This is a genomic window from Polynucleobacter sp. 71A-WALBACH (assembly GCF_018882365.1).
Taxonomy (GTDB): domain Bacteria; phylum Pseudomonadota; class Gammaproteobacteria; order Burkholderiales; family Burkholderiaceae; genus Polynucleobacter.
The window spans coordinates 280,157-304,424 of sequence record NZ_JACVOP010000002.1; the positions used below are offsets into that span (position 1 = coordinate 280,157).

General features: G+C 45.4%; 21 protein-coding genes. 10 read left to right on the plus strand and 11 right to left on the minus strand.

Going from position 1 to position 24,268, the window contains the following annotated elements:
- Positions 1-59: 59 nt before the first annotated feature.
- Positions 60-1,868, plus strand: a complete 1,809-nt coding sequence (xsc, locus tag ICN42_RS09070; RefSeq protein ID WP_255539331.1) for a sulfoacetaldehyde acetyltransferase — start codon at positions 60-62, stop codon at positions 1,866-1,868.
- A gap of 36 nt (positions 1,869-1,904) precedes the next feature.
- Here the strand turns inward: xsc and ICN42_RS09075 are convergent, their stop codons facing one another.
- Positions 1,905-2,837 carry a LysR substrate-binding domain-containing protein gene (locus tag ICN42_RS09075; RefSeq protein WP_216253584.1) on the minus strand — a complete coding sequence of 311 codons (933 nt, stop codon included), beginning with the start codon at positions 2,835-2,837 and terminating at the stop codon, positions 1,905-1,907.
- A 157-nt stretch (positions 2,838-2,994) separates the two neighbouring features.
- On the opposite strand from ICN42_RS09075, the gene ICN42_RS09080 reads away from it, so the two are divergent.
- From ICN42_RS09080 to ICN42_RS09090, 3 genes are read left to right on the plus strand one after another with little or no spacing between them, the layout of a single operon-like run.
- A complete protein-coding gene (locus ICN42_RS09080; RefSeq protein WP_255539332.1) occupies positions 2,995-3,912 on the plus strand; it encodes a tripartite tricarboxylate transporter substrate binding protein in 918 nt (305 codons plus the stop codon).
- 20 nt (positions 3,913-3,932) lie between these two features.
- The gene (locus tag ICN42_RS09085) at positions 3,933-5,165 is read left to right on the plus strand and encodes an aconitase X catalytic domain-containing protein (protein WP_216253589.1); all 1,233 of its coding nucleotides are present in this window, start codon (positions 3,933-3,935) and stop codon (positions 5,163-5,165) included.
- A complete protein-coding gene (locus ICN42_RS09090; RefSeq protein WP_216253592.1) occupies positions 5,162-5,569 on the plus strand; it encodes an aconitase X swivel domain-containing protein in 408 nt (135 codons plus the stop codon). The genes ICN42_RS09085 and ICN42_RS09090 overlap by 4 nt, the downstream gene beginning before the upstream one ends.
- Positions 5,570-5,580: 11 nt before the next feature.
- On the opposite strand, the gene ICN42_RS09095 is transcribed toward ICN42_RS09090, so the two are convergent.
- From ICN42_RS09095 to ICN42_RS09120, 6 genes are read right to left on the minus strand one after another with little or no spacing between them, the layout of a single operon-like run.
- Entirely contained in the window at positions 5,581-6,150 is a 570-nt protein-coding gene (locus ICN42_RS09095; RefSeq protein WP_216253595.1) for a nitroreductase family protein, read from the minus strand.
- A 17-nt stretch (positions 6,151-6,167) separates the two neighbouring features.
- Complete coding sequence (locus ICN42_RS09100) at positions 6,168-7,103, minus strand: DmsC/YnfH family molybdoenzyme membrane anchor subunit (RefSeq protein ID WP_216253596.1); 936 nt, start codon at positions 7,101-7,103, stop codon at positions 6,168-6,170.
- Positions 7,103-7,759 carry a 4Fe-4S dicluster domain-containing protein gene (locus ICN42_RS09105; RefSeq protein ID WP_216253598.1) on the minus strand — a complete coding sequence of 219 codons (657 nt, stop codon included), beginning with the start codon at positions 7,757-7,759 and terminating at the stop codon, positions 7,103-7,105. Before ICN42_RS09105 ends, ICN42_RS09100 begins: the two co-directional genes overlap by 1 nt.
- Positions 7,756-10,644, minus strand: coding sequence for a molybdopterin oxidoreductase family protein (locus tag ICN42_RS09110; protein ID WP_216253600.1), 2,889 nt, complete (start codon positions 10,642-10,644; stop codon positions 7,756-7,758). The genes ICN42_RS09105 and ICN42_RS09110 overlap by 4 nt, the downstream gene beginning before the upstream one ends.
- 12 nt (positions 10,645-10,656) lie before the next feature.
- Positions 10,657-11,565 (minus strand): bifunctional enoyl-CoA hydratase/phosphate acetyltransferase, encoded by a 909-nt coding sequence (locus ICN42_RS09115; RefSeq protein ID WP_216253602.1) that lies wholly within the window; start codon positions 11,563-11,565, stop codon positions 10,657-10,659.
- Positions 11,566-11,606: 41 nt separating this feature from the next.
- Positions 11,607-12,407, minus strand: a complete 801-nt coding sequence (locus tag ICN42_RS09120) for an IclR family transcriptional regulator (protein ID WP_255539333.1) — start codon at positions 12,405-12,407, stop codon at positions 11,607-11,609.
- Between the two features lie 193 nt (positions 12,408-12,600).
- Here ICN42_RS09120 and ICN42_RS09125 point away from each other — a divergent pair, with 193 nt between their 5' ends.
- Genes ICN42_RS09125 through ICN42_RS09135 form a run of 3 tightly spaced genes read left to right on the plus strand, consistent with a single transcriptional unit; the run spans position 12,601 to position 16,610 of the window.
- Complete coding sequence (locus ICN42_RS09125; protein ID WP_216253604.1) at positions 12,601-13,587, plus strand: tripartite tricarboxylate transporter substrate binding protein; 987 nt, start codon at positions 12,601-12,603, stop codon at positions 13,585-13,587.
- 43 nt (positions 13,588-13,630) lie between these two features.
- On the plus strand, positions 13,631-15,034 hold the full coding sequence (locus ICN42_RS09130; RefSeq protein ID WP_216253606.1) for an aldehyde dehydrogenase family protein: 1,404 nt from the start codon (positions 13,631-13,633) through the stop codon (positions 15,032-15,034).
- Positions 15,035-15,083: 49 nt separating this feature from the next.
- Positions 15,084-16,610, plus strand: a complete 1,527-nt coding sequence (locus ICN42_RS09135) for an AMP-binding protein (protein WP_216253608.1) — start codon at positions 15,084-15,086, stop codon at positions 16,608-16,610.
- Positions 16,611-16,616: 6 nt separating this feature from the next.
- On the opposite strand, the gene ICN42_RS09140 is transcribed toward ICN42_RS09135, so the two are convergent.
- From ICN42_RS09140 to ICN42_RS09155, 4 genes are read right to left on the minus strand one after another with little or no spacing between them, the layout of a single operon-like run.
- Complete coding sequence (locus ICN42_RS09140) at positions 16,617-17,420, minus strand: sulfite exporter TauE/SafE family protein (protein ID WP_216253610.1); 804 nt, start codon at positions 17,418-17,420, stop codon at positions 16,617-16,619.
- 7 nt (positions 17,421-17,427) lie between these two features.
- On the minus strand, positions 17,428-19,029 hold the full coding sequence (locus ICN42_RS09145) for a GMC family oxidoreductase (protein WP_216253613.1): 1,602 nt from the start codon (positions 19,027-19,029) through the stop codon (positions 17,428-17,430).
- A 6-nt stretch (positions 19,030-19,035) separates the two neighbouring features.
- On the minus strand, positions 19,036-19,866 hold the full coding sequence (locus ICN42_RS09150) for a 3-keto-5-aminohexanoate cleavage protein (RefSeq protein WP_216253616.1): 831 nt from the start codon (positions 19,864-19,866) through the stop codon (positions 19,036-19,038).
- 19 nt (positions 19,867-19,885) lie between these two features.
- Positions 19,886-20,698 carry an IclR family transcriptional regulator gene (locus tag ICN42_RS09155; RefSeq protein WP_216253618.1) on the minus strand — a complete coding sequence of 271 codons (813 nt, stop codon included), beginning with the start codon at positions 20,696-20,698 and terminating at the stop codon, positions 19,886-19,888.
- Between the two features lie 113 nt (positions 20,699-20,811).
- Between ICN42_RS09155 and accB the strand changes: the two genes are divergently transcribed.
- From accB to ICN42_RS09170, 3 genes are all read left to right on the plus strand, one after another.
- Positions 20,812-21,462 (plus strand): acetyl-CoA carboxylase biotin carboxyl carrier protein, encoded by a 651-nt coding sequence (gene accB / locus ICN42_RS09160; RefSeq protein ID WP_216253621.1) that lies wholly within the window; start codon positions 20,812-20,814, stop codon positions 21,460-21,462.
- Positions 21,462-22,919 carry a pyruvate carboxylase subunit B gene (locus ICN42_RS09165; protein ID WP_216253624.1) on the plus strand — a complete coding sequence of 486 codons (1,458 nt, stop codon included), beginning with the start codon at positions 21,462-21,464 and terminating at the stop codon, positions 22,917-22,919. The genes accB and ICN42_RS09165 overlap by 1 nt, the downstream gene beginning before the upstream one ends.
- 61 nt (positions 22,920-22,980) lie before the next feature.
- Entirely contained in the window at positions 22,981-24,264 is a 1,284-nt protein-coding gene (locus ICN42_RS09170; protein ID WP_216253626.1) for an ABC transporter substrate-binding protein, read from the plus strand.
- The last annotated feature ends 4 nt before the right edge of the window (positions 24,265-24,268 follow it).

Sequence of the window (24,268 nt, forward strand, 5' to 3'; positions counted from 1 at the left end):
ATTATTATTCATATTGTAGAACAATTTGTTCCGTTTATTAGAATATCTAGGAGAGCTTTATGTCTAAGTCTGGTACTAATTTGCCTGTTGGCCCACAAAAAATGACTCCTTCGGAGGCCTTTGTTGAGACGATGGCCGCGAATAAGGTGACGGATATATTTGGAATCATGGGCTCTGCCTTCATGGATGCCATGGATATTTTTGCTCCAGCTGGAATTCGTTTGATTCCAGTAGTGCATGAGCAGGGTGCCGCACACATGGCTGATGGTTATGCCCGCGTAAGTGGCCGACATGGAGTGGTGATTGGTCAGAATGGACCTGGTATTAGTAATTGCGTAACTGCAATCGCAGCGGCTTATTGGGCACATACACCTGTGGTGATGATTACTCCAGAGACGGGCACTATGGGTATGGGCTTAGGTGGCTTCCAAGAGGCTAATCAATTGCCAATGTTTGAGGAATTTACAAAATATCAAGGGCATGTCAATAATCCAAAACGAATGGCCGAATTTACTGGTCGCTGTTTTGATCGCGCCATGTCTGAAATGGGGCCTACTCAACTAAATATTCCACGTGATTATTTCTATGGTGAAATCGAAGTAGAAATTCCACAGCCAAATAGACTGGATCGTGGACCTGGTGGTGAAAAAAGTTTAGATGAGGCAGCAGAGCTTTTGGCTAATGCTAAATTCCCTGTCATCATCTCTGGCGGCGGCGTAGTAATGGGTGATGCAGTAGAAGAGTGCAAAGCATTTGCAGAGCGTCTAGGGGCTCCAGTAGTCAATAGTTATCTACATAATGACTCTTTCCCGGCAAGCCACCCACTGTGGTGCGGTCCTTTGGGATATCAGGGGTCTAAGGCTGCAATGAAGTTAATGGCGCAGGCTGACGTGGTCGTGGCCTTAGGATCACGCTTGGGGCCTTTTGGTACATTGCCGCAGCATGGCATGGATTATTGGCCAAAGAACGCAAAGATTATTCAAATTGATGCGGATAATAAGATGTTAGGTTTGGTTAAGAAAATTTCCGTTGGTATTTGCGGAGATGCAAAAGCTGCAGCAGTGGCGTTGACCAAACGATTAGCGGCGAAAAAACTCGCATGTGATGATACAAAAGCAGAACGAGCGAAAATTATTGCCGCAGAAAAAGCCGCATGGGAAAAAGAGTTGAATGAGTGGACTCATGAGAGAGACGCATTTAGCTTGGATATGATTGAAGAGCAAAAGAAAGAAAAGACTCCAACTGGCGGAAATTACCTTCATCCGCGCGAAGTTTTGCGTGAACTGGAAAAGGCGATGCCTGCTGATGTCATGGTGTCAACTGATATTGGAAATATCAACTCGGTTGCAAATAGTTATCTTCGTTTTGAAAAACCAAGAAGTTTCTTCGCGCCAATGAGTTTTGGTAATTGTGGCTATGCTTTGCCAACCATTATTGGAGCTAAGACTGCAGCTCCAGAGCGTCCAGCGATTGCATATGCTGGCGATGGCGCATGGGCCATGAGTATGGTGGAGATTTTGACTGCCGTTCGTCACGACATTCCAGTTACCGCGGTAGTCTTCCATAATCGTCAATGGGGCGCCGAGAAGAAGAATCAGGTAGATTTTTATAACCGTCGCTTTGTAGCTGGTGAATTAGAAAGCCCGAGCTTTGCTGCTATTGCTCAATCCATGGGTGCTGAGGGCATCGTAGTTGATCATATTGATCAAGTTGGTCCTGCTTTGAAGAAGGCGATCGACATGCAGATGAATGAAGGTAAAACCTGCGTCATCGAGATTATGTGTACCCGTGAATTGGGTGACCCATTCCGACGCGATGCCTTGTCTAAGCCAGTGCGCTTCTTGGATAAGTACAAAGATTACGTCTAATCTATATTAGCGGTTCGCAAGAAAAGAAAAGCCCGGCTATGCTGGGCTTTTCTTTTGCCTACGGGATTCTAAGTTTAGGTCCGCGCTAATCGAGCTAGCCGCCTCCTGAAAAGCGCTCATTGCACTAGTAATAAATTTACCCTCTCTCCAGCAGAGGGCTGCAGTTCTGGTTAGGAATTCACCCTTTATTTCTTTTGATTTCAATTTTTTATCATGAAGTATCGAGATCGGACTCCCGATTGCGAGTAAAGATCCTGACTTAGCAATTTCTAGAAGATCACCCATCGTACTAACTTCCATGCGAATATTTAGGTAAGTACCTTCCTTTCTTGCTTGCATCTCAATTTTTTGCCTCATTAAGAATTGCCTGGTAAGGGTAGCTAGCTCTAAGTTTGCAAGGGATTGAATATTTAACTTCGTTGGTAGCTGATTGATTAATTGAGGGGTGCCAATAATCGAGAATTGTTCCGATATGAGTTTTTGCCATTGCAAATCTGGAAACTGGTAGTCCTGCGGAATGATGGCAATATCAATTTCGTTTTGCATGAGATCTGAAAGGACTTTTTGAGCCGGTAAATCTCGTAAGGTTATTTTAAGATTGGGGTTGTTCTCAATGAGTCGCATGCTTGCTGGCAGGGCAATAGTTTGTGAGTATGTATTGGTTGCGCCGACCCTGAGAGTGCCGACAATATTATTATTCTCATGAATACTTTTCAGTAGCCCCTCCTCAACTTGTCCAAGAAGAGGCTCCATTCTTTCTAGTAATCCACTACCTAGTCGACTAAGAATCAGCTTTCTTCCTTTTTTTTCAAACAAGGGAGATGGGAAGTGACTCCCCAGCTCTTTCATTTGTTGGGAAAGAGCTGATTGGGTAATACTCAATGATTCAGATGCTCTTACAAAATTTTCAGCCCTAGCTACTGCAATAAAACTGCGCAATAAGCGTAAGTCTATAGGGCGGATATTCATAAGCATTTCTTATATTCTTATTAAGAACATATAAATATACATTATATTTATATGCGTTTACAGTGAATCAAATTGATGAGGAATAATCCCGAAAATGAATTTCAAGATACTGAGATTTTTTAAGTTCGCAATTAGCTTATGCGTGCTCATCGCCCCTATGTCGGCCTTTCCTCAAGCCTATCCAATAAAACCAATTAAGTTAGTCGTTCCTTTTCCACCAGGCGGGCCAACAGATATTGTGGCTAGGCCACTGGCTATTCTTTTGGGTGATCGCCTAAAAGAGCAAATCATTATTGAAAATAAGGGTGGGGCTGGAGGCTCTATTGGGGCTGACTTGGTGGCGAAATCACCCCCTGATGGCTATACGCTGTTTATGGGTACCGTTGGCACCAATGCGATTAACGGGAGCTTATATAAACAACTTCCTTATGACATGACAAAAGACTTTACGCCGATAGCATTAGTCGCTACTGCACCTGTAGTCATTGCTGTAAATGCAAATGACAAAATTAAGACGCTGGGGGAGCTTGTATCCGATGCTAAGGCTAGGCCTGACACTTTTGCCTATGGAACTGCTGGGAATGGAACCCCCGGACATTTGACAGCGGCTTTATTCGAGTCAACTGCGCAAATTAAGTTAAAGCACATTCCGTATAAAGGAAGTGCCCCAGCCGTGACGGATCTGATCGGCGGTCAAATACCGCTGGTATTTGATCCAATTCAATCGGTCCTTCCCCATATCCTCTCTGGCAAATTACGCGCTTTGGCGGTGACTAGTAAAACTCGTTCCCCACTGTTGCCTGGCGTCCCAACAGTAGCTGAACTTGGGTACCCACAGTTTGAGTCAACTGCCTGGTGGGCACTTTTTGGGCCCGCAAAGTTACCCGAAAGCATTCTTAAAAAGTTACGAGTAGATACCGAAAGGGTTGCTCAGTCAGCCGCATTTAGAGAGCGCTTGGGAAACCTAGGGGTGCAGCCCAATCTTGATTTCAAGGAGAGTTTGGCAAACTTTCAGACTAGTGAAATTGCTAAATGGGCTCGAGTGGTTAGGGATTCTGGCGCCACCATAGATTGATTTTTTTAGAAGAGAGAGAAATGAAGTTAAACGCAGAAGAAAAAGCAATGCTTGCTGGTGAGTTTGGTCCAGTAAGAAAGATCGCAATCGAACATCAAATTAAGGTCGGTGAATTTTTTGGTGCGCGAGATTTAGTGGCGGTATCGCAGGCACATATTATGGCTGATACAGAGAGCCTAGGTGAGGCTGGCGTTGAATGGTTAGAGGGTTTGGCGGAGAACAAATTAGAGGATCGAGTGGTTCGTATTCCAACCATTACAGATCCTCGTGGAACTGACTTTACAAAAGCAAAGCAATTAGGCCAGACCGAGCGCATGGTCGAGTTAGAGCGGCGTGCGATCAACGCATTCGTAAAGATGGGCGTTTCGATGACCGATACCTGTATTAATTATCAGACTATCATGGCGCCAGTTTTTGGCGAGCATTTAGCGTTTGGAGATACTGGTGTCGTAATTTATTCAAATAGCATTTGCGGTGCACGATCAAATTTTGAGGGGGGGCCTTCAGCGCTGGCGGCTGGTCTGACGGGAAGAACCCCGCGTTATGGTTATCACCTTGATGAGCATCGCAAACCTACCCATCGATTTAAGACGCTCTGGACCCCAACTACTCTCAACGAGTGGGGTGCCTTAGGTGGGGTGATTGGAAAAAAATCCGGTAACTATTGGTCTGTTCCAATTCTGGAAGGGGTGGAGGGTCGCCCAGGTTCTGATGCGATGAAGCACTTTGGCGCAGCTATGGCGAGCTTTGGATCATCCGCACTCTTTCATATATTGGGGGTGACGCCTGAAGCCCTTCATTCAAGGGATTTGGAATATCAGCACCTTCCCGAGGTCGTTATTACAAAGGAAGATGTGATGGCCCTTCAGGGTTCATATCGTGTTGCTGAAGAAATTGATGTTGTTGTGTTTTCAGCGCCTCAATTGAGCCTGATGGAGATGAAGAGTATCGCGGAATTATGTAATGGAAAAAAATTTAGAAAACCATTATTAGCTATGACCAGCCCTCAAGTGAAGCCTGATTCTGATCGAATGGGGTATACGGCCATGATTGAGGATGCAGGGGGAACTGTATTTTCAGGGATGTGCTTTTATCAATCCTATGCAAGGGAAATTGCGGAAGCAAATGGTTGGAAAGTTTTGGCAACCAATAGTGCAAAGATAGTCAATATTCTGGGTGGATACGGGTACACGCCGATGTTGGCTTCTATGGAAGATTGTGTGAATGCTGCTGTAACTGGGAGATTAAATTGAGCGGAAAGATTTATAAAGCGAAGCATGCGCAAGGTGAAAGTATTGAGGGGGTATGCTTAAGCGCATCTGATGGGTTCTCGGCAAGGTACGATCTAGATCGACTGAAAGGCGTTTTCTCGCGTCCATCACATCAGTTGTTCGGCCAGTCTTATAAAGATAAGATTCTGGTATTGGATGCGGCTAAGGGCGGAGTTGCAAGTGCTTGGATGTTGTACGAGATGAAATCTCGTGATCTTTGCCCTTTGGCAATTATTTTTAATGCGGTAAATCCAATATTAGCTCAGGGAGCTGCTCATGCTGGCATTCCCATGCTGAGTGGTTTTGATATTGACATAACAAAAGAAATTTCTAGTGGAGCTAGGTTGCGCATTAATCCAGCCGCCTCTACAGTAGAGGTAATTTAGCTGATAGATATCTAAAAGATGGAATGATATTCTGATGGACTGGGTCTTACGCGATCGGGCTTATGTTTTATTACCGTCCCTATCGTAATAAAACAAATAGGCTCTTCTTTGACTGATAGTTGGAAAAGGTTGCGTATTCTCTGGCTCTGCAATGCTCTTCCGCTCGAGAGTCCAGAGCCAAAGCCCATGGAGTATGCAATCAAAAGAATATTTTGGATTGCGCATCCTAAGGAAATTAACTTTTCCTCTTTGCTTATTTCATCGTTGGTATTTTCGAAATTAGCCACTGCCAAGAGAAGTAGGGGGCCCCTAAAGGCTTTTTCATACGCCTCCTGAAGTTGCAATGTGTTTGCTTCGGGATCGCGATCCATGAGGCAAAGCGAGAATACTGCCCCCAGCTTCTCTCGACTTCCTTTCTGAATCTCTATAAACCGCCAAGGCATTAAGCGCCCATGGTCTGGCGCCGAGCTTGCGGAGAGAATAATTTTTTGTAGTTGAGCCGGCGTTGGACCTGGCAAGCCAATCCGTTTCGGAGAGACGTGCGTTCTTCCGTGTATCAGTTTCTCAGCAAATTGATCCATCGTGCGCAATGGTTAACTCAAGAGACTCTTTGATAGTAGAGATTTTGCGGGTGATTGGCCTCTGCAAAAAACATCCATCTTTCGGCAAGTAAGCCAACATAATGAATTACAAGTGCCAATATGAGTAATGCACCAGATGGGCTTGAGAAGCTAAAAGCCATGCATACCATTGGCAGTATATATCCCAGCAATAGAATAGCTTTGCGAAGATTTTTAATCATCCGGTCTGTTTGATGATGAAAAAATTCTCTAGTATTAAAGCTTCCACCCATAAGACCCATCGACGTTTGTCTAATATTCTCACCTTTAATTCCGGTTGCGGATTCTAGATTGGATTTCGGTCTTAAGTTCCGATTGCGTCGCCATATCCATAATTTAAGAAGCAAGGCTAGAAACAAGAGAGTAAAGGAGGTTCCTGACATCGCGCTGATGATGGCGGGGTTATCTCCCTTTTCCCAGGCGGAAAGTAGGATGCTGAGGAGCATCCATCCAGATGTCAATCCTAGCAAAATGAAATTCAGTAGAGTTGACGGGTGAGACCACTCTTGGATGAAGCGGATGCATTGATAGATTTTTGCAGTGCATACCCAGAGCGCTATAGTCGCAATCATTAACCCAAGCCATAGCCAAAGACTAATTTCAGTGGATCGAGATTGGAGATAAGCTAACAGCGTGAGTGCTATCAATATTGGAAGTGCAATAACTTCGCGGGAAAGCCAAGAGGTTCTCCACATCATGGCCGCTCTCCAGGCTCTCTCTGGGTGACCCAAGTGAAAGAATGAGGCAAGCAGACCCAAAGCAAGTAAAAAGAGGGCAACTGGTAAGGCGAGGGTAGACAAGAACGCAGGTGAAAACATCTGGGTTGGCATATCTAGAAACGCCAAGGAAAAAAGTAACCCTTGTGCCATACCCGCCAATGTGGTGAAAAAGATAATAGAAAATTGTGGTCGCATTAGCTGTCGTTCCTTGCCGCTTCAATTGTTTCCATAATCGAGCGTGGTAGATAGTGATTAGCTGGTTGAGTTTCCCACTCAGGCATTAGGGTATATCCAGCACGCTCTTGAATAGCTTTACTTGCCTCAGATTCTGGGTCGTGAACGTCACCAAAAATACGGGCGCTAGTAGGGCATGCAAGAACGCACGCGGGCTTTCTCTCTGCCTCGGGGAGAGTGTCGCTATAAATTCGATCGACACAAAGAGTGCACTTTGTCATTACTTGACGCTCTTGATCCAACTCCCTTGCGCCATATGGACATGCCCAAGAGCAATAGCTACAACCTATGCATTTATCGTAATCAACCAACACAATGCCATCTTCTTTACGCTTATAGCTTGCTCCCGTAGGGCAGACAGGAACACAAGGGGGATCTTCGCAGTGTAAGCAGGATTTTGGAAAGTGTACGGTTTGAGTATTCGGAAACGTGCCGGCCTCGAATGTTTGCACTCGATTAAAGAAGGTCCCGCTTGGGTTTGCTCCATACGCATTTAAATCAGTGAGTGGCCCAGCTGAACCAGAAGTATTCCACTCTTTACATGATGTTACGCAAGCATGGCATCCAACACAGACATTAAGATCAATTACAAGGGCAAGTTGTTTAGATGTACTCATTTAACTTCCCCTTTTCTTTTGAGCGGCATTCCAGGTACGCTAAAAGCTTTCACTTGTGGCCATGTTTCTTGTGGTTCATCTTCGCCTGCTGGCGCTAATCTGACACGGACATCGTACCAACCCGCTTGCCCGGTAATGGGATCAGAGTTACTGACAGTGAAGCCGCCCAAAGGTAGCTCCTCTGAAATCAAATGATTTAACAAAAACCCTTTTTTGGATTCATCGGCATCACTTGATAAGCTCCATGCAGATTCTGCTTTACCGATTGCGTTCCATGTCCAGACTGTTCCGGGATCAACCGCCTCCGAGTGACGTGCCATGCATTTCACTTTTCCCCATTGAGATTCAATCCACATCCATGCGCCGTCAGCAATACCATTTTTCAAGGCAGTCGCTGTATTGACGTAAAGATAGTTATGACTATGGATTTGCCTTAACCAGGCATTCTGAGAGTCCCAGGAATGGTACATGGCCATTGGACGTTGAGTAATGGCATTCAGAGTGAATTTACTTAGATCGGTAGCTTCATCTTCAAGCGGGGGATACCAAAACGGCAATGGATCAAAGTATTTGTAGATGCGCGCTTTTAAGTGTTCAGGGGGCTGAGCTCCTGGACGCTTTCCAGTCGATGCCAATCGAAATCTTTGCAAAATATCTGAATAAATTGCAATCATGATTGGGTCACTTTTTTGCCTCAGGGCATTCGCTTTAGAGAAGTCTAGATAGCCTTGATTCCAATTTCTCATGTACTGATGCTCTTTGGGCATATGGTATTGATGCACACAGTTATTTTCAGCGTATTTCTGCCACTGATTTGGATTGGGCTCTCCCTTTAATGACTTATCCCCATCTTTTCCTCGCCAGCCACTTAAAAATCCGATACCAGAGTCGGGCGTAGTTTGAAAGCGGGTAATAAAGTCGGGGTAGTCTTTAAACTTCCTCTCACCCTCTGGGGTGGTAAAGGCGGGAAATTTTAAGCGTGAAGCTAGCTCAATCAGCACTTCTTGGAATGGCTTGCACTCACCAAGGGGCGGCAAGACTGGAATACGTACGGAGTCAACTGGGCCATCAAACTCAGAAATCGGGCGGTCAAGCATACTCATGACGTCATGCCGCTCTAAATAGGTAGTGTCTGGTAGAACTAGGTCTGCAAAATCCACCATTTCCGATTGGAAGGCATCGCATACAACTAGGAACGGTATCTTAAACTCCCCATCCTCATTTTTTGCATTGAGGTGCTCCCTCACTTCCATGGTATTCATGGTGGAATTCCAGGACATGTTTGCCATGAAAATCATTAGGGTATCAATGGAATAGGGGTCGCCTTTAACTGCATTTGTGATGACGTTATGCATTAATCCATGCGCTGCTAATGGGTGCTCCCAAGAGTAGGCCTTATCAATGCGCAATGGCTTCCCGTTTGAATCTAAGGCTAAATCTTCTGGTTGAGTAGGCCAGCCTAAAGGCGGTTTTGCTAAAGGCGTATTTGGCTTAATGTCATTTTCTGATGATGGAGGTTTCGCATTCGGAGGGACCTGTCTAGGATAAGGGGCCTTATGTCTAAAACCGCCTGGTCGATCAATCGTTCCTAATAGAGACATCAATACCGCTAAACCACGAGTAGTTTGAAAACCATTAGAGTGTGCCGATAGACCGCGCATCGCATGAAAAGCTACAGGTCTGCCTATTACGGAGTCGTGTTTCTCCCCCCATGAATCTGTCCATTCGATTGGTAGTTTGAATTCCTGTCCAAATGCAGTATCAGCCATCTCGAGAGCCAGCTTGCGAATTCTTTCGGCGGAAATACTAGTGATTGCAGCAGCCCACTCAGGAGTTGTCTCACTCACTTGTCGTTTCAGTAGCTCAAAAGATGGGGCTACTTTTTTACCTTGATGTGGACCCGGACCCATAATATATTCGCCTAATAAAGCAGGGGAATTGCCTTGGGCAAAGCAGGGCTTGGCGCTTTGGGTAGTTTCATCCCAAATATATTTATTGTGCGGTAGGTCTAAATTAATAGGATCCGATTCGGGATCGTAAAGAAAGAGACCTTCTTCTGGCCCAGAGTCTAAGCAAACAAGTTGGCTTGAGTTGCTAAAGCGCTTTAAGAATGGCGCATCATATTTTTCTAGTCGGATTAATTCATGCATTAGCGCCATAAAGAGAGCGCCATCAGTGCCTGGTTTAATCGGAATCCATTCATCAGCAATCGCAGAGTAGCCAGTCCTGACTGGGTTTATGGAGATAAAGCGACCGCCTGCTCTTTTAAATTTAGACAAAGCAATTTTCATTGGATTGCTATGGTGATCTTCAGCAGTGCCAATCATGACAAATAGTTTTGCGTGATCAAGGTCTGGGCCACCAAACTCCCAAAAGCTTCCGCCAATGGTGTAAATCATTCCTGCTGCCATGTTTACCGAGCAAAAACCACCATGCGCAGCGTAGTTAGGAGTTCCAAATTGTCTTGCGAATAAACCAGTGAGAGCCTGCATTTGATCTCGTCCAGTAAACAGTGCAAATTTCTTAGGATCCGTTTCGCGGATTTTAGATAGACGCTTGGTTAAAATGTCGAATGCTCTTTCCCAGGTGATGGGTTCAAATTCACCATTACCTCTATCGCTACCAGGCTTTCTTAAAAGGGGTTGCGTTATTCGTGCTGGAGATTTTTGTTTCATGATTCCAGCAGATCCTTTAGCGCAAATGACGCCTTGATTTAAAGGATGCTCTGGATTGCCATCGATATAGACAATTTCGCCATCTCGAAGGTGTGCTCGGATACCACATCGACAGGCACACATATAACAAGTTGTTTTTTTAATTTCCGTTGCTGGCGCCTGAGTCTTTACAGGGTCATGAACTGGATCGGTGGAAAATATTTTGAACATAGATTTACTCGGTTAGAGAGATTTGCTAGCGAGGCGAATAGCCATTGCTGTTGAGGCTATTCTTGAAAATACGGAGTCTGAGCGGGATGTAAGTGTGATGGGGACTTGCGCGCCTAAAACGGTGCCAGCACATTCTCCGCCCGCTACATAGACGAAAGATTTGTAGAGGATATTACCCACCTGTAAATCGGGCATCAATAACAGATCAGGGTCTCCAGATACTTTTGAGGAAATCCCTTTTGTTTTGGCTGACTCCGCGGAAATCGCATTGTCAAATCCAAACGGGCCTTCGATGATGGTGTTTGGGGAGATTGGATCGGCAAGATGAGCATCCACAATTTCCTTTGCCTCAACGGTGGATATCATTGCTGGGTTGACAACTTCTGTTGCTGCAATGATGGCCACTTTTACACTGTCAATTCCAAGCTTGTGAAATGCCTCTAAGCTATTTCTAAGAATCTCTCTCTTTTGAATAGCATTTGGTGAGATATTGACAACGCCATCGGTGACTCCGAGTAGCTTATGGTAGTGGGGGAGTTCAAATAGAAAAAGATGGCTAATTCTTTTTTTGGTGCGCAGACCGTCCCGGCTAACAATCGGGCCCATTAAGTCTTCCGTGTGCAGGGAGCCTTTCATGAGCACGGCCAACTTTCCGTCTTTCACCATTTCCACTGCTTTTTTGGTGGCCTCAATGGGGTCATCTGGCGTGTCGACAATCTCTAGGCCCGCCAGGGATAGCCCCTCCTTCATTGCCAACTCTTGAATGCGCACTTTAGGGCCAATCAGAATGGGTACGCACAACTCTTTTTTAATGAGCTCGAATACAGTTTCCAATGCTGGCGAACTTAAGGGGTAGACAACACCTAGTGGTAAGGTGCTTTTAGATTCCTCTATGAGTTTTTCTAAGAGTGGGTATTTCACGTTTAAGAATGTCCTTAAGATTTACTCTTTCGATACTCACATCAGGAGAGTGTGTGGGAAATACGTGTTGCTGCTTCTTTGAGTTTTGGAATGTGCTCCATGGCTTGATTTAGCGGCAGTCTGGCTGTGGCGGCATGAACCGCTATGGCGGCAACCACTTCGCCGGATGCGTCTCGAACTGGAACGGCTACACAGGAAACCCCCAACACATATTCTTCGTTATCCACTGCGTAGTCAGTAGTGACAATTCTCTCCAGCTCTGATTCCAGCAAATGGTGATCAGTGATGGTTCTATGCGTAAATTTTTCTAAGGGTAGGTTTTCTAAAAGTCTCGCACGCTCCTCGGGTGGCTTAAAGGCGAGCAATAGTTTTCCACTAGCACTGCAATGGGGTGGCAAGACGGTACCCGGTGGCAGGTGTAGTCGAAGGGCCCAGTTGGCCTCAACCCTATCTAAGTAAAACAATTCACCACGTCTGAGAATAGCTAAGTTACAAGTTTCCCCAAGATCAGCAACTAATTTTCGCAAGATGCTATGTCGAACGGCTGAAACGGTGTCATGAGTCAAGGTGGCCATGGCCAACTTAGATAAGCGTTCACCAGGAGCGTAAGTCCGACCGCCAGGCTCCCTAGCTACCAATCCAGCCTCTTCAAAAATGGCTAAAGTTCGGTGTAAAGAGGCTTTTGGCATGCCAGTAATCTGCATTAGTTGCGCCAAGGTAACAGGCTGCTGCAAGGCAGCCAGCGCTTCTAAGATGATTACCCCTTTAAGCATGGATGAGTTTTCACCTGCACCATCCCGCTTTCCCAGGTCAATCTGATCGTTTATCTCTAATTCAGCCATAGGTTTTAAATCTCATGAATTGTGTCATTTTGTTCATTCTAATAGAACATACTTGTATTTCCTAGGGAAAATGTTAGTATTTTTACTTATACGAAACAACTTGTTCCGTTCAGTAAGATTAGTTATCCTAACCAGAGTGATCCATAAAGGCTAATATAGGCCTATCTGGTTGGGTCAAAACAGGAGATGAAACATGCGTAGAAGCAATCTTGCAGTCACTGTTCTTTCAGCCTTAGTTCTCGGTATTGGAGCCACCAGTTTTAGCGCTGGCGTTCTTGCCCAATCTTGGCCTACAAAGCCTATTAAATTTATCGTGCCTTATCCGCCTGGCGGGGGGACTGACGTTATTGCCCGCATCATGCAAGAGCCCTTGAGTCAGGCGCTTGGTCAACAGATCATTATTGATAACCGTGGCGGTGCTGGTGGGTCTATTGGAACCGACATTGCTGCCAAATCTGCAGCTGATGGTTACACAGTGCTTTTCACACTTTCATCTCACACCATTAATCCAGCGATCTTTCCAAAACTCGCTTTTGATACCGAAAAAGATTTTTCACCTGTCTCTTTGGTAGCCTCATTGCCGCAGATCTTGGTCGCAAATCCTGACTTCCCTGCCAAGAATGTCAAGGATGTAATTGATATGGCAAGAGCTAAGCCAGATGCCGTTTCTTATGCCTCAGTGGGTAATGGCTCTCCAGGCCATTTGGCTGGAGCAATGATGGCTAGTTCTGCAGGTGTATCGATGATGCACATCCCTTATCGCGGAGGTGGTCCTGCAATTACCGATGTGATGGCGGGTCAAGTTCCTTTGTTGTGGGTATCGATACCCGCAGCCGCTACATACGTGAAAGCAGGAAAGCTTAAGGCGCTTGCAGTTTCTACCGTGAAGCGCTCCGCTATATTCCCAGATGTTCCTACGATGGTGGAATTAGGATTTAAAGACTATGAGGTGGACTCATGGTATGCGATGTTTGTCCCAGCTAAAACCCCGCAAACTATTATTGATACGCTTTATAAAGCAACCATCAAGGTGCTCGCTGAGCCAGCCGTTAAAGAAAAGTTAATGGGTCAGGGGGCGGAAGCTGTGGGAAGTACGCCAGCTCAATTAGGCGCTGTTGTTAAGGCCGAATTAGTTAAGTGGAAAAAAGTAACCAAGGAAGCAGCTATCAAAGCCGAGTGATTTGATTTCAAGCTTTTTATAAAAATTTTATATAAGTAAATTTATGACACCAGTTGAAGCCATTATTGAGCGTGCAAGAGTAGCTCAAAAGATTTTTGAGAAATCAACCCAAGAAGAAGTGAATTTAGTTGTTGAGGCTGTTGCTTGGGCAATCTTGGAGCCTCAGCGCAACCAAGAGTTAGCTGAGTTAGCGGTGAGAGATACTGGGCTTGGTGATGTAGGGGATAAGTTTAAGAAGAATTTCAGAAAAACTCTAGGCTTAGTGAGAGATCTCAATGCCGCTAAAACAGTAGGCATTATTTCTGAGAATTTGAAAACTGGTCTGACTGAATATGGTCGGCCTGTTGGCGTTGTCGCGGCAATTACACCATCTACCAATCCTGGTGCTACGCCGATTAATAAAATTCTCAATGCCTTAAAGTGCCGCAATGCAGTTGTAGTGGCCCCTTCGCCTAAAGGGCAGTCAACCTGCGCTCGTCTACTTGAGTTTGTACATCATCAGTTGGATCTAGTGCATGCACCGCGAGATTTAGTGCAGATGTTGCCTTCACCCATTACAAAAGACTCAACAAATGAACTAATGAGATTGGCTGACTTGGTGGTAGCTACTGGTTCACAGTCAAATATTCGGGCGGCCTATACCTGCGGTACCCCTGCGTTTGGTGTTGGCGCTGGCAATGTGCTTGTCATTATTGATGAGCTTGCGGATTTTGATTCTGCTGCTGCAAAAATTGCGCAATCAAAAACATTTGATAACGCGACGAGCTGTTCAAGTGAGAACGGAGTTGTAATTTGTGCGGATGTGTATGCGCAGGCAATTAAGTCGTTGGAGGCTGCTGGTGGAGTTATGTTGGACGCCGCCGATACAAAAAGACTCGAAGATGTCATGTTCCAAAATGGAAAACTGACATCAACGCTAACTGCCCAGGACCCTGAGGTTATAGCTGAGCGCGCTCAATTGCAAAATCCTAAAGCTAAATCAGCCCAGTTTTTTATGGTCGAGCAAACTGGTTATGGGCCTGATTTTCCTTTTTCTGGGGAAAAGTTAAGCCCGGTTCTGACGGTCTGGAAAGTCGCTGATTTTGAGGCAGCTAAAAACCTGATTGCGAATGTTTATGCGTACCAGGGTGCTGGCCACTCTGTAGGTCTTCATACTGCTGGATCTGGAAAGGTAATGGAGGGTCGTGCCGCAGAACTTGCTCAGGAACTTCCTGTTGCTCGAATTATTGTTAACCAGGCACATGCCATTGCAACCGGTGGAAGTTTTGAGAATGGCTTACCATTTTCTTTATCAATGGGTTGCGGGACATGGGGAAAGAATAACTTTTCAGAGAATATGAATTATCGCCACTATCTAAATATCACAAGAGTGGTTCGCCCCATCCCAGAGAGCGTGCCAAGGGTAGAGGACTTGCTAAAGACTTATTTCACTCGCTTTCCACAGTAATACATTCTGATTGCCAGTTGATGAAAATGATATTAAGAAAGTTTTTCTTATGACCGCATCTTGCCAAAACATTGGTGAAGTCATGTCGCATTGGTCAAGAGAGCAGGCAAGCAAGCCATTTTTATTTGCCCCTGAAAATGATGTCGTTTTGACTTATGGGCAACTAGCGCAAGAAGCGCATCATTTTGCTGGATGGTTAGAGACCCAAGGAGTAAGTGGTGGCGGTCATATTGGCTTGTATATGCAAAATGGTCGCCAAACAACCACAATATTTTTGGCGGCAATGGCCTCGGGTCGAGTCATCACCCCTTTGAATTTGTTAGCTCCACGCGATCAATTGGCATGGGTTTTAGATCATAGCGATATTGAGATATTGTTTTATTCGCCAGATAAGAAGCAGAGTCTTTTGGATGCCCTAGAAAAGACGGATAGAAAGTTTCCCATTTTTGAATTGGATCCAGATGCTCACGAAGGCCCTTTCATTGGTGGCAAGTCAATTGAATTTCCAAGTGTAGCGACTGGTAGCCCAGCTCTTTTGATGTATACCTCAGGTACGACAGGAACTCCAAAGGGTGTATTACTGACACATGCAAATTTATTGCATGCTGCTCGTTCGATGGCCGCCTGGCATTCTTTAACGCAGCAAGATATTGTTTTGAGTTCCTTGCCCATTTACCATATCAATGGTCAAGTAATCTCGACCATCACACCATTTGTTTCTGGTGGATCTGTGGTGGCGCCCCATGCTTTTTCCGTTTCAAGCTGGTGGGATTTGGCAGTTAAGTATCGGTGCACCTGGATCAATATGGTCCCAACCATCATTGCTTACCTCATCAACGCAGCTAAGAGTGGCGGATCCTTACCCTCCCGAGAGGAATTGCAATCGATCCGCTTTGGTCGATCTGCATCAGCTCCTCTGCCGCCTGAACACCATCGTGAATTTGAAAAGTTATTTGGAATTACGGTTATTGAAGGCATGGGTATGACTGAATCAGCCTCCATGGTCTTTTGTAATCCACATGATGAGAGAAGGCGTTATGGCAGTCCTGGCCTACCTTGCGGTGTTGAGGCTAAAGTTGTAGACCCAGAGGGCAATCTTCTTCCGGAAAATGTAGTCGGGGAGATCTGCTTACGAGGCGGTAATGTTTTAAGTGCTTACTATAAAGCTGAGGCTGAAACGGCAAAAGCATTTGATAAAGACGGCTGGTTAAAAACCGGCGACCTTGGCATGCGTGATGGAGACGGATTCTATTTTATTACTGGCCGCCTAAAAGAGTTGATTATTAAGGGCGGGGAAAATATCGCTCCAAGAGAGATTGATGAGGCGCTACTGAAACATCCTGCAGTCTTGGATGCTGCTGCCGTAGGAATTCCTGATAGTAATTATGGGCAAGAAATTATGGCCTGTATCATTCTTAAGCCTGATACCCAATGCTCCGAGGAAGAGATGCGGGCATTCTGTGTCAAAGAGCTGGGCAAATTTAGAACGCCTAAAATTATCCGCTTTATGGAAGATTTACCGCGAGGCCCTTCTGGAAAAGTGCAACGCTTAAAGTTATTGGAGCTCGTCGCTTAACAGACTCTAAATAAGCGCTGAAATAGTAACCCATACCCCTAGGCCGATGAGATAGCAACCCAGTAATTTCTGTCTTAGACTATCTTTCAAGCTGACAAGTCTTCCTGCGGCAAAAGTTTGCGTGATGGCTGCGCTAACCCCGAGTATCAGTATTAAGGTAATAGTAGAGTTGTTGATGCTATCCATTCCATGGACGCCAACCCAGGCGGATGCCAATGAGCCTAGACTCACCATAGAGGTAATGGAAACAAAGAGAATTGAAATATCTACGCAGGTAGCAATGGGTAACCCTACCCACATCGTTAGGAGCGGCATTAACAGCGTTGCACCACCAAGCCCAAATAGTGCAGAAGAAATTCCGGAGATGGCTCCAACGGCGACTAACTTCGCCTTACTTGGCTTGATCAATCGATCGTCTGTGAGATTTGCGGGATTCTTGCCAAAAAAGGTCCACAAACCAATGAGCGTAATGGTGACAGCAAATCCAATTCGTAAGGTTGAATCAGTTAATTTAGTGGATGCCAGGCTGGCTAGGAGAATAAAGGGGAGTGAGCTTAATATGAGGATGGTTGCAACGCTTCGATCACCGCGACTTTGACTTAGTACCCGTATTGCTCTAGGGAGTGATCCAATGACAATGGTACTTAGACTCCCGATGACGATGAGTTGAAACGGTGGATGAATGGAGTTCGGCACTGAAAAAAACGCAGCATCCAAGGCGGGCACAATAAAAGCCCCTCCACCTATGCCAAATAGGGCCATTAGCAATCCAGTAATGACGCCAATTAAAGAGAAGATAAAAAAATGCATGGGGTTGTTATATTCTTCCTAAGATCAGGTCAGAGGCTCTTTCAGCCAACATCACTGCAGGCCAATTGGTATTGCCAGAAGGTAGTGTTGGCATGGCTGAGCAATCAACAACCCTAAGTCCTTGGACGCCCCTCACCCTGAGCGAGGAGTCGAGTACCGCTAGTGGATTAGTATCCGCACCCATTTGACAAGTGCCAGTAGGGTGAAAAATAGTGGCGCCATTTTCACGGCAGAAGTCTAAGATGGCTTCATCCGTTTGTGGGTTATTAGGTTTAACCTCTCGCGTGATCAATGAGCGCAAAGGTTCAGTTTGTGAAAGTTTGCGAGCATATTTCACAGCAGCTATGCTGATATCACGGTCATACTGACTGGCTAGGTAGTTTGCAAACATTTTCGGCGGAACCAATGGATCTGCGGATTGAATCCGAACATGACCTCGAGATTCGGGGCGAAGTTGGCAGACAGACATCGTGAAGCCGGAGAATGGGTGAACCTTTCCGCCAGCCATTTCAGCGGATAGGGTGGCTAGGTGAAATTGGATGTCTGGCGATTTCGAGTCTGGCATAACGCGGGTAAAGAGTCCGCCTTGATTGATGCCGATCGACAGTGGCCCGCCTCTAAATAAAAGCCAATCTAGACCCATCTTGAGCTGACCAAACCAAGAGGAGAGTTGGTCGTTTGTGGAGATCGGTTGATTGAGCTCATAGATAAGTCTGTGTTGGAGGTGATCTTGAAGATTTTCTCCAACACCTGGCAAATCTTGAATGATGGGAATATTAAATTCTTGTAGAAGCTTTGCTGGGCCAATACCAGAGAGCTGGAGGATTTGGGGGCTTTGAATCGCGCCAGCGCTTAATATGACCTCTTTGTTCGCTCGAATAATGCGCTTGACACCACTTTGAATAATTTCAATACCTACTGCGCGCTTACCTTCAAAAATTACCTTACAAGCCTGGCTATTGGTCAGTATCTCTAGATTCTGACGTTTTTTGGCGGGACGTAAATAGGCCACGGCTGTGCTGCAACGAAAGCCTTTGTGAGTTGTCAGTTGATAGTAGCCGACTCCCTCTTGTGTCAGATTATTGAAATCATCAGTATTAGGAACACTTAATTGATTGGCAGTTTTTTTAAATGCCTCCACAAGAGGATGTTTTTTAGGAATAGAGGATGCCTTTAACGGACCAGTCTGCGAGTGCAGGGGTTCGCCCAATCGATCGTTACCCTCAGCTTTTTTGAAGTAGGGCAGTACATCGTCCCAACCCCATCCGATATTGCCTAGATCGCGCCAGTGGTTGTAATCTTCCTTTTGCCCACGAATAAAGATCAAGCCATTGATAGAGCTAGAGCCGCCCAAAGTCTTGCCTCTGGGCCAGTAAATCTGTCTGCCCTTCATGCCTGGATCTGGTTCTGTTTGAAACTTCCAGTTCAGGTTTGGATCCCACATCGTTTTTGCATAACCAATGGGTAGATGAATCCAGGGGGATCGATCTTTTGGACCCGCCTCAATCAGGCAAACAGAATTTTTTGGATCCTCAGAGAGCCTGTTGGCAAGCACGCAGCCCGATGAGCCTCCGCCGACTACGATGTAATCAAAAGAGAGATTATTCATGCTTTATTAATGCTTTCTTAGTCCAAGAATTTCACGTGCTTGCGCTGGCGTAGCGACTGTACGGTTATAGATCTTCGCCATTTCAGCGACGCGTGCCACAAGCTCGGCATTATCTTTGGCCGCCCGAGTTTTATCAAAGCGGGTATTGTCTTCCAGGCCTGTGCGAACGTGACCGCCAAGCTCAAGGGTCCATTCATTGACAGGTAGCTGATAGCGCGCTACTCCTGCAGCAGTCCAAGTTGCATCTGGCATCACTTCCTTTAATTCTCGGATCAGAAACTCTAAGATCGATCGTTTTGCCGGCATTGCATTTGGAATACCCATCACAAACTGTACATGCGCCGGGGCTTTGAGCAAGCCTCTTTCGATAAGATTCGCAGCGTTGTAGAGCATAGCCAAATCAAATATTTCAATTTCAGCTTTAATATCGTACTTCAGCATTTCACTTGCAAGACCATCAACAAACTCTGGCGGATTCTCGTAAATTCCATTGGGAAAATTTACTGAACCTGTTGCGAGCGACGCCATGTCGGGACGATGAAATAACATTCCTCCTCGAGCTGACTGGTCGCGTCCACGACCTCCTGTGGAAAATTGGATGATCATGCCTGGACAGTGTTTACGAATTCCTTCTTGCACAATTGCATATAAATCTGGATCGGAGCTCGGACTTTCATCTGGATTGCGCACATGGATATGCGCTAAAGCTGCTCCCGCCTCATATGCCTTATGGGTTTCTTCAATCTGTTCTGCCGTAGTGACGGGGAGGCCGGGGCAATCTTTTTTACGGGGGATTGCGCCTGTCATGGCGACGGTAATAATTACGGGGTTAGTCATATTGATTCCAGTGAAAAAATTAATTACTCGATTCTGAAAGGGTATTTTGTATGTCTCTCGCAGCTCGTTCTAAGGGTTCTATATAGAACCGAATTGAATTGACTTGCATGCGAGGGGTTGGCCCATGAGCCGTGATGGTGGCAAAAGTTTTATTTTTTGAATTCACTACAGGTACGGCGATTCCAATAAAGCCATCGAGATATGCCGAGTCATCTATTGCATAACCATCAATCCGAATTTTTTCTAATTCCGGGAGAAGGGTTTCATAGTCAATGATGGTTCTGTCGGTATATCGCTCAAATGGTTCTGCGCCCAAGGATCGCCTTACTTGTAGTTCAGTCATGCGAGACAGAAATAGTTTTCCGCTCGCAGTGCAGTGCAAGGGCACTCGCATGCCTAGGTCGATATGTAGACGTATCGGGGCACTAGTTTCAACTCGATCGAGATACATTACTTTATTTCCATCGAGAATATTAAAGTTACAGGTTTCTCCAATCTCCTCTACCAAGCGCTTCATCACGGCAACACGTTGAGAGCGAATGGAATCAACTGAGAGAATATTAATTCCCATAATGCGCAGTTTTGAACTGGGCTGAAATCGGCGGCCATTTGGATCGCGCTCAATGAAACCCTGTGTCACCAGTGTATTTAAAAGTCTAAAAGCGGTTGGTTTAGCTAGCCCGGTGCTCGTAGAAATCGTTTCTAAGGTAAGAGGGGAGTCTGATTGGGCAATCTTTTCTAGGATCAGCAAGACCTTTTCCGCCATGCTGGATTTGGCCGATTCTTCCAATATTGCGGGCGGAGGGGTTATGCGGGACAGCTTTTCTGGCATTTAGAGAGCAATTTTTGGTTTTTTTTGCATTTTTAAGTGTTTACCCTTAAAGCATTTCATCTGATGATACTTTAAATTTCATTAGAGAAAATATTAACTAAAAAAACGAGACTGTGCAAACAAAAAAGAAACTTGTATCTAAGGCTAAGGTCAAACCATCCACCAAGCAGATGAAGTTGGCCCATTCATCGCCCAAGAAAACGGCGGCGACGAAAGCAGGCCCAAAGAAAGCTCCCCTCAAGAAAAGTGCGGCAGTAAGTAAAGCTCCGTCTAAGGTAAAGCTACCACCTGAATTCACAATGAAGCAGGTGAAGGAAGTGGTGGCCTTAATCAAGGATGCTGGAGTCTTTACTACCTTCTCTTACAAAACAGAAGAGTTTGAAATTGAACTATCTGTCGGTGGTGCACCGGAAGTGGCCAATCCAATTTATGCGGCAGCTCCAATCCCTATGTCAGCCCCTAGTAATTCTGGTCTTGCATCTCCCGAGATCGCGCCCTCTCAGGCTCTGAAATTAGCGGCTAATGAGCGATTGATAGTTAGTCCAATGGTGGGCACTTTTTACAGAAGGCCGAGTCCAAATTCTGCACCCTTTGTAGAGGTGGGAGATGTGGTGTCTTCTACTGCTGATATTTGTATCGTCGAGGTGATGAAGTTATTAAGTACGATCCCGGCTGGTTGCGATGGTCGTATCAGTAAAATTTTAGTAGAAGATGGCGCCTCTATAGATGTTGGCCAAGCTCTGATGATCATCGAGGTCGCCTGATGGTGCATAAAAAGCCATTTGAATTGATTGATGTGACCTTGCGTGATGCCCACCAATGTCTATGGTCGACTCGAATGACAACCTCTCAAATGTATCCTGCTCTCGCTGATATTGATAAGGCTGGATATGGCTACATCAATATATTGGGTGGCGCAGTATTTGATGTCATGGTTCGCTTTTTAAGGGAGAATCCCTGGAAGCGCATGGAGTTTTTAAGTAAGGAATTATATACTCCGACCGATGCTTTAACGCGTGGCCAAAGTATTTATACATTTGAGTTATTTCCAGATGATGTTGTAGCGTTAAACGTTGAGTTACTGGCACAATCTGGCGTCAAAGTCCTTACGGTCTATGACGCGCTCAATGACAATAGAAATATTGACTCCTCTATCAAGGCGGCAAAAAAACATGGCATGTTAGTTAACGCTATGGTGACTTATGCCTTAAGTCCAGTTCATGATGACGCCTATTTTGTAGCTAGGGCGCGTGAGCTTGTGAATAGGTCAGTCGATTTCATCTCAGTAAAAGATCCAACTGGCTTACTAACCCCTGAGAGAGCTGCCACGCTTTTTCCAGCGATCGTTTCTGCAGCATCCGGAATCCCGGTTAAATTGCATTCGCATTGTCAGTCTGGTTTAGCCCCATTGGTTTACGAAGAGGCCATTAAAGCGGGTTTTTCATATGGCTATGTCGCAACAGATTGCCTAGCTAATGGCGCTTCTTTGCCTTCAGTAATCGATGTGTGGGAGAGTGCCAGTCGACTGGGAAGGGCGCCGAAAATGAATCGGCCTGCCCTGCAAAATATTGATGAGTATTTTGACTGGTTATGCACGCGCGATGGTTTGCCTCGTGGAGTCAAGGCTAATTACGACCCTGCTCTGTATGAGCATCAAATTCCAGGGGGGATGATTTCAAATTTACGTGCCCAGCTTGCTGTGATGGGCATCTCTCATAGAGAGGCTGAGATTTTGGAGGAGACGGCAAGGGTGCGAGCTGATTTGGGTTATCCAATTCTAGTAAGTCCTTTTGCGCAATATATCGTGACACAGGCTGTTTTAAATGTCATGCAGGGCGAGCGTTATAAAACGATTCCTGATGAAGTGAAGCTGTATCTGAAGGGGCATTATGGCAAGCTTGCCGGCACCCCGAGTGAAGAAGTAATGACGAGGGCAGGTGTGAGCTATGACGCTTCTCGTCGTCCTGGAGATTTGATTGAATCAGCCTTACCAGGACTTAGAAAAAAATGGGGTCGTGCAATCACTCAGGAGCAATTAAGTTTGCATGCCTTTTATCCTGAAAACTTGGCAGTCGGTCTGAAAGATGGAGCTCAGGAGGCTTTGAGTCGGGGTTCTGATTTACAACCCTTTTCTGAGCTTTTGAAGTATTTGGTTATGAAAAAAGAATATAAAAAAATTAGAACGAGGTTAGGTGGTATCGAGTTAAGCTTCACGAGTTAGTTTTTTTGGTGGTCTCATGGTTCGCATTATGCAAAGTAAACCAATAATTAAGGAGATGGGAATGAAACAATTTAACGCGTCACGTCGGGTATTTTCAATATTGGCAGTAGCGATGCTATCGGGAGCGCCAATGTTATCGATGGCTCAAAATGCTACTAAATTTAATGATTACGGCTGGCCTGAGGGTGCCGATGAAAAAGTTTCGGCTAAATCTATCGCCTGGTTAAAGGAAAAAGGTTGGTGGCCTTTGCAAATTGCTTTTCAGCCACCATGGTCTGGCCAAAATACAATTAACTTAGTGATGGACAAGAAAGGACTCTTGTCTAAACGAGGCATTGAATCAAAGTTGCAAGCATTTCCATCTGGACCCGCCATTAATGAAGTGATTATTTCTGGACGTTTTCAGTTTGGTAACGGAGGTAACTTCCCCTTTAGCTCTCTCGTTGATAAAAATATCCCAGTCAAAACAATTGCAGTGATCAATGTTAATTTGATGCACGCTGTTTTGGTTCCGCTAGACTCCAAAATCAAATCCTTTAAAGACTTTAAAGGATCTAATCCTCCTGCCACTATTGGAATTGTCACAGGGTCGTCCGCTGAGTTTTATATTCAGGCCGCAGCTAAGGCAAATGGTATTGAGATTGGTAAAGATATTATCTTGAAGAATATGCCCCCAGGCGAGCAAATGGCGATGCCTAAAGGGATAGATGCTGTAGTCCCTTGGGATCCGACTCCAACCATCATGGTGAAAGAGCGTAAAAACGCCAGAATCATTAGCGATAGCTTCCCTTACAACATCTACGCTGGTACGTACTATGTGCGTCAAGAGGTTATTGATAATGCGCCAGATGTTGTGCAGGCATTTACCGATGCTATTGCCGAGGCGACTCTTTGGATTAGAAAAAACCCAGACGCTGCGGTAGATGTGATGCAAGAGGATCCTAATCTGAAGAATTACTCCAAAGAAATTCTTCGTCAGCAAATTTCTGCATACAACTTGCTCTATAAGCCAAATTATATTTATCCAATTCCTGTGTTCTGGGGTCGTGCCAATGAGCCGATTTATTCATGGCTCTATGAAAATAAGCGGATTCAGAATAAGTTGACTGGTATTGATTTCGCCCGTGCCGTTGACACTAGATTCATGGATAAGACATTCGATAAGCTGGGCTGGGCAACGACTACACGCCCACCATTTTTGCCAGCCTCTTGGTCGGCACCTATGGATAAGACTCCATACCCGACTTATATGAATCCATTAAATACTACTAAACCACAAGCTTTTCCAGAAAAAGGCGATCTCACCAGAGATTGGTCTTTTGATGGCAAGGTTTATAAGAAATAACGGG

Excerpts from the sequence above, each read along its gene's own strand:
- ICN42_RS09075 (WP_216253584.1), bottom strand. The coding sequence starts at position 2,837 with ATGAATATCCGCCCTATAGACTTACGCTTATTGCGCAGTTTTATTGCA.
- xsc (WP_255539331.1), top strand. The coding sequence starts at position 60 with ATGTCTAAGTCTGGTACTAATTTGCCTGTTGGCCCACAAAAAATGACT.
- ICN42_RS09120 (WP_255539333.1), bottom strand. The coding sequence starts at position 12,407 with ATGGCTGAATTAGAGATAAACGATCAGATTGACCTGGGAAAGCGGGAT.
- ICN42_RS09095 (WP_216253595.1), bottom strand. The coding sequence starts at position 6,150 with ATGGATCAATTTGCTGAGAAACTGATACACGGAAGAACGCACGTCTCT.
- ICN42_RS09080 (WP_255539332.1), top strand. The coding sequence starts at position 2,995 with ATGTCGGCCTTTCCTCAAGCCTATCCAATAAAACCAATTAAGTTAGTC.
- ICN42_RS09145 (WP_216253613.1), bottom strand. The coding sequence starts at position 19,029 with ATGAATAATCTCTCTTTTGATTACATCGTAGTCGGCGGAGGCTCATCG.
- ICN42_RS09110 (WP_216253600.1), bottom strand. The coding sequence starts at position 10,644 with ATGTTCAAAATATTTTCCACCGATCCAGTTCATGACCCTGTAAAGACT.
- ICN42_RS09150 (WP_216253616.1), bottom strand. The coding sequence starts at position 19,866 with ATGACTAACCCCGTAATTATTACCGTCGCCATGACAGGCGCAATCCCC.
- ICN42_RS09170 (WP_216253626.1), top strand. The coding sequence starts at position 22,981 with ATGAAACAATTTAACGCGTCACGTCGGGTATTTTCAATATTGGCAGTA.
- ICN42_RS09140 (WP_216253610.1), bottom strand. The coding sequence starts at position 17,420 with ATGCATTTTTTTATCTTCTCTTTAATTGGCGTCATTACTGGATTGCTA.
- ICN42_RS09105 (WP_216253598.1), bottom strand. The coding sequence starts at position 7,759 with ATGAGTACATCTAAACAACTTGCCCTTGTAATTGATCTTAATGTCTGT.
- ICN42_RS09155 (WP_216253618.1), bottom strand. The coding sequence starts at position 20,698 with ATGCCAGAAAAGCTGTCCCGCATAACCCCTCCGCCCGCAATATTGGAA.
- ICN42_RS09085 (WP_216253589.1), top strand. The coding sequence starts at position 3,933 with ATGAAGTTAAACGCAGAAGAAAAAGCAATGCTTGCTGGTGAGTTTGGT.
- ICN42_RS09125 (WP_216253604.1), top strand. The coding sequence starts at position 12,601 with ATGCGTAGAAGCAATCTTGCAGTCACTGTTCTTTCAGCCTTAGTTCTC.
- ICN42_RS09100 (WP_216253596.1), bottom strand. The coding sequence starts at position 7,103 with ATGCGACCACAATTTTCTATTATCTTTTTCACCACATTGGCGGGTATG.
- ICN42_RS09165 (WP_216253624.1), top strand. The coding sequence starts at position 21,462 with ATGGTGCATAAAAAGCCATTTGAATTGATTGATGTGACCTTGCGTGAT.
- ICN42_RS09135 (WP_216253608.1), top strand. The coding sequence starts at position 15,084 with ATGACCGCATCTTGCCAAAACATTGGTGAAGTCATGTCGCATTGGTCA.
- ICN42_RS09130 (WP_216253606.1), top strand. The coding sequence starts at position 13,631 with ATGACACCAGTTGAAGCCATTATTGAGCGTGCAAGAGTAGCTCAAAAG.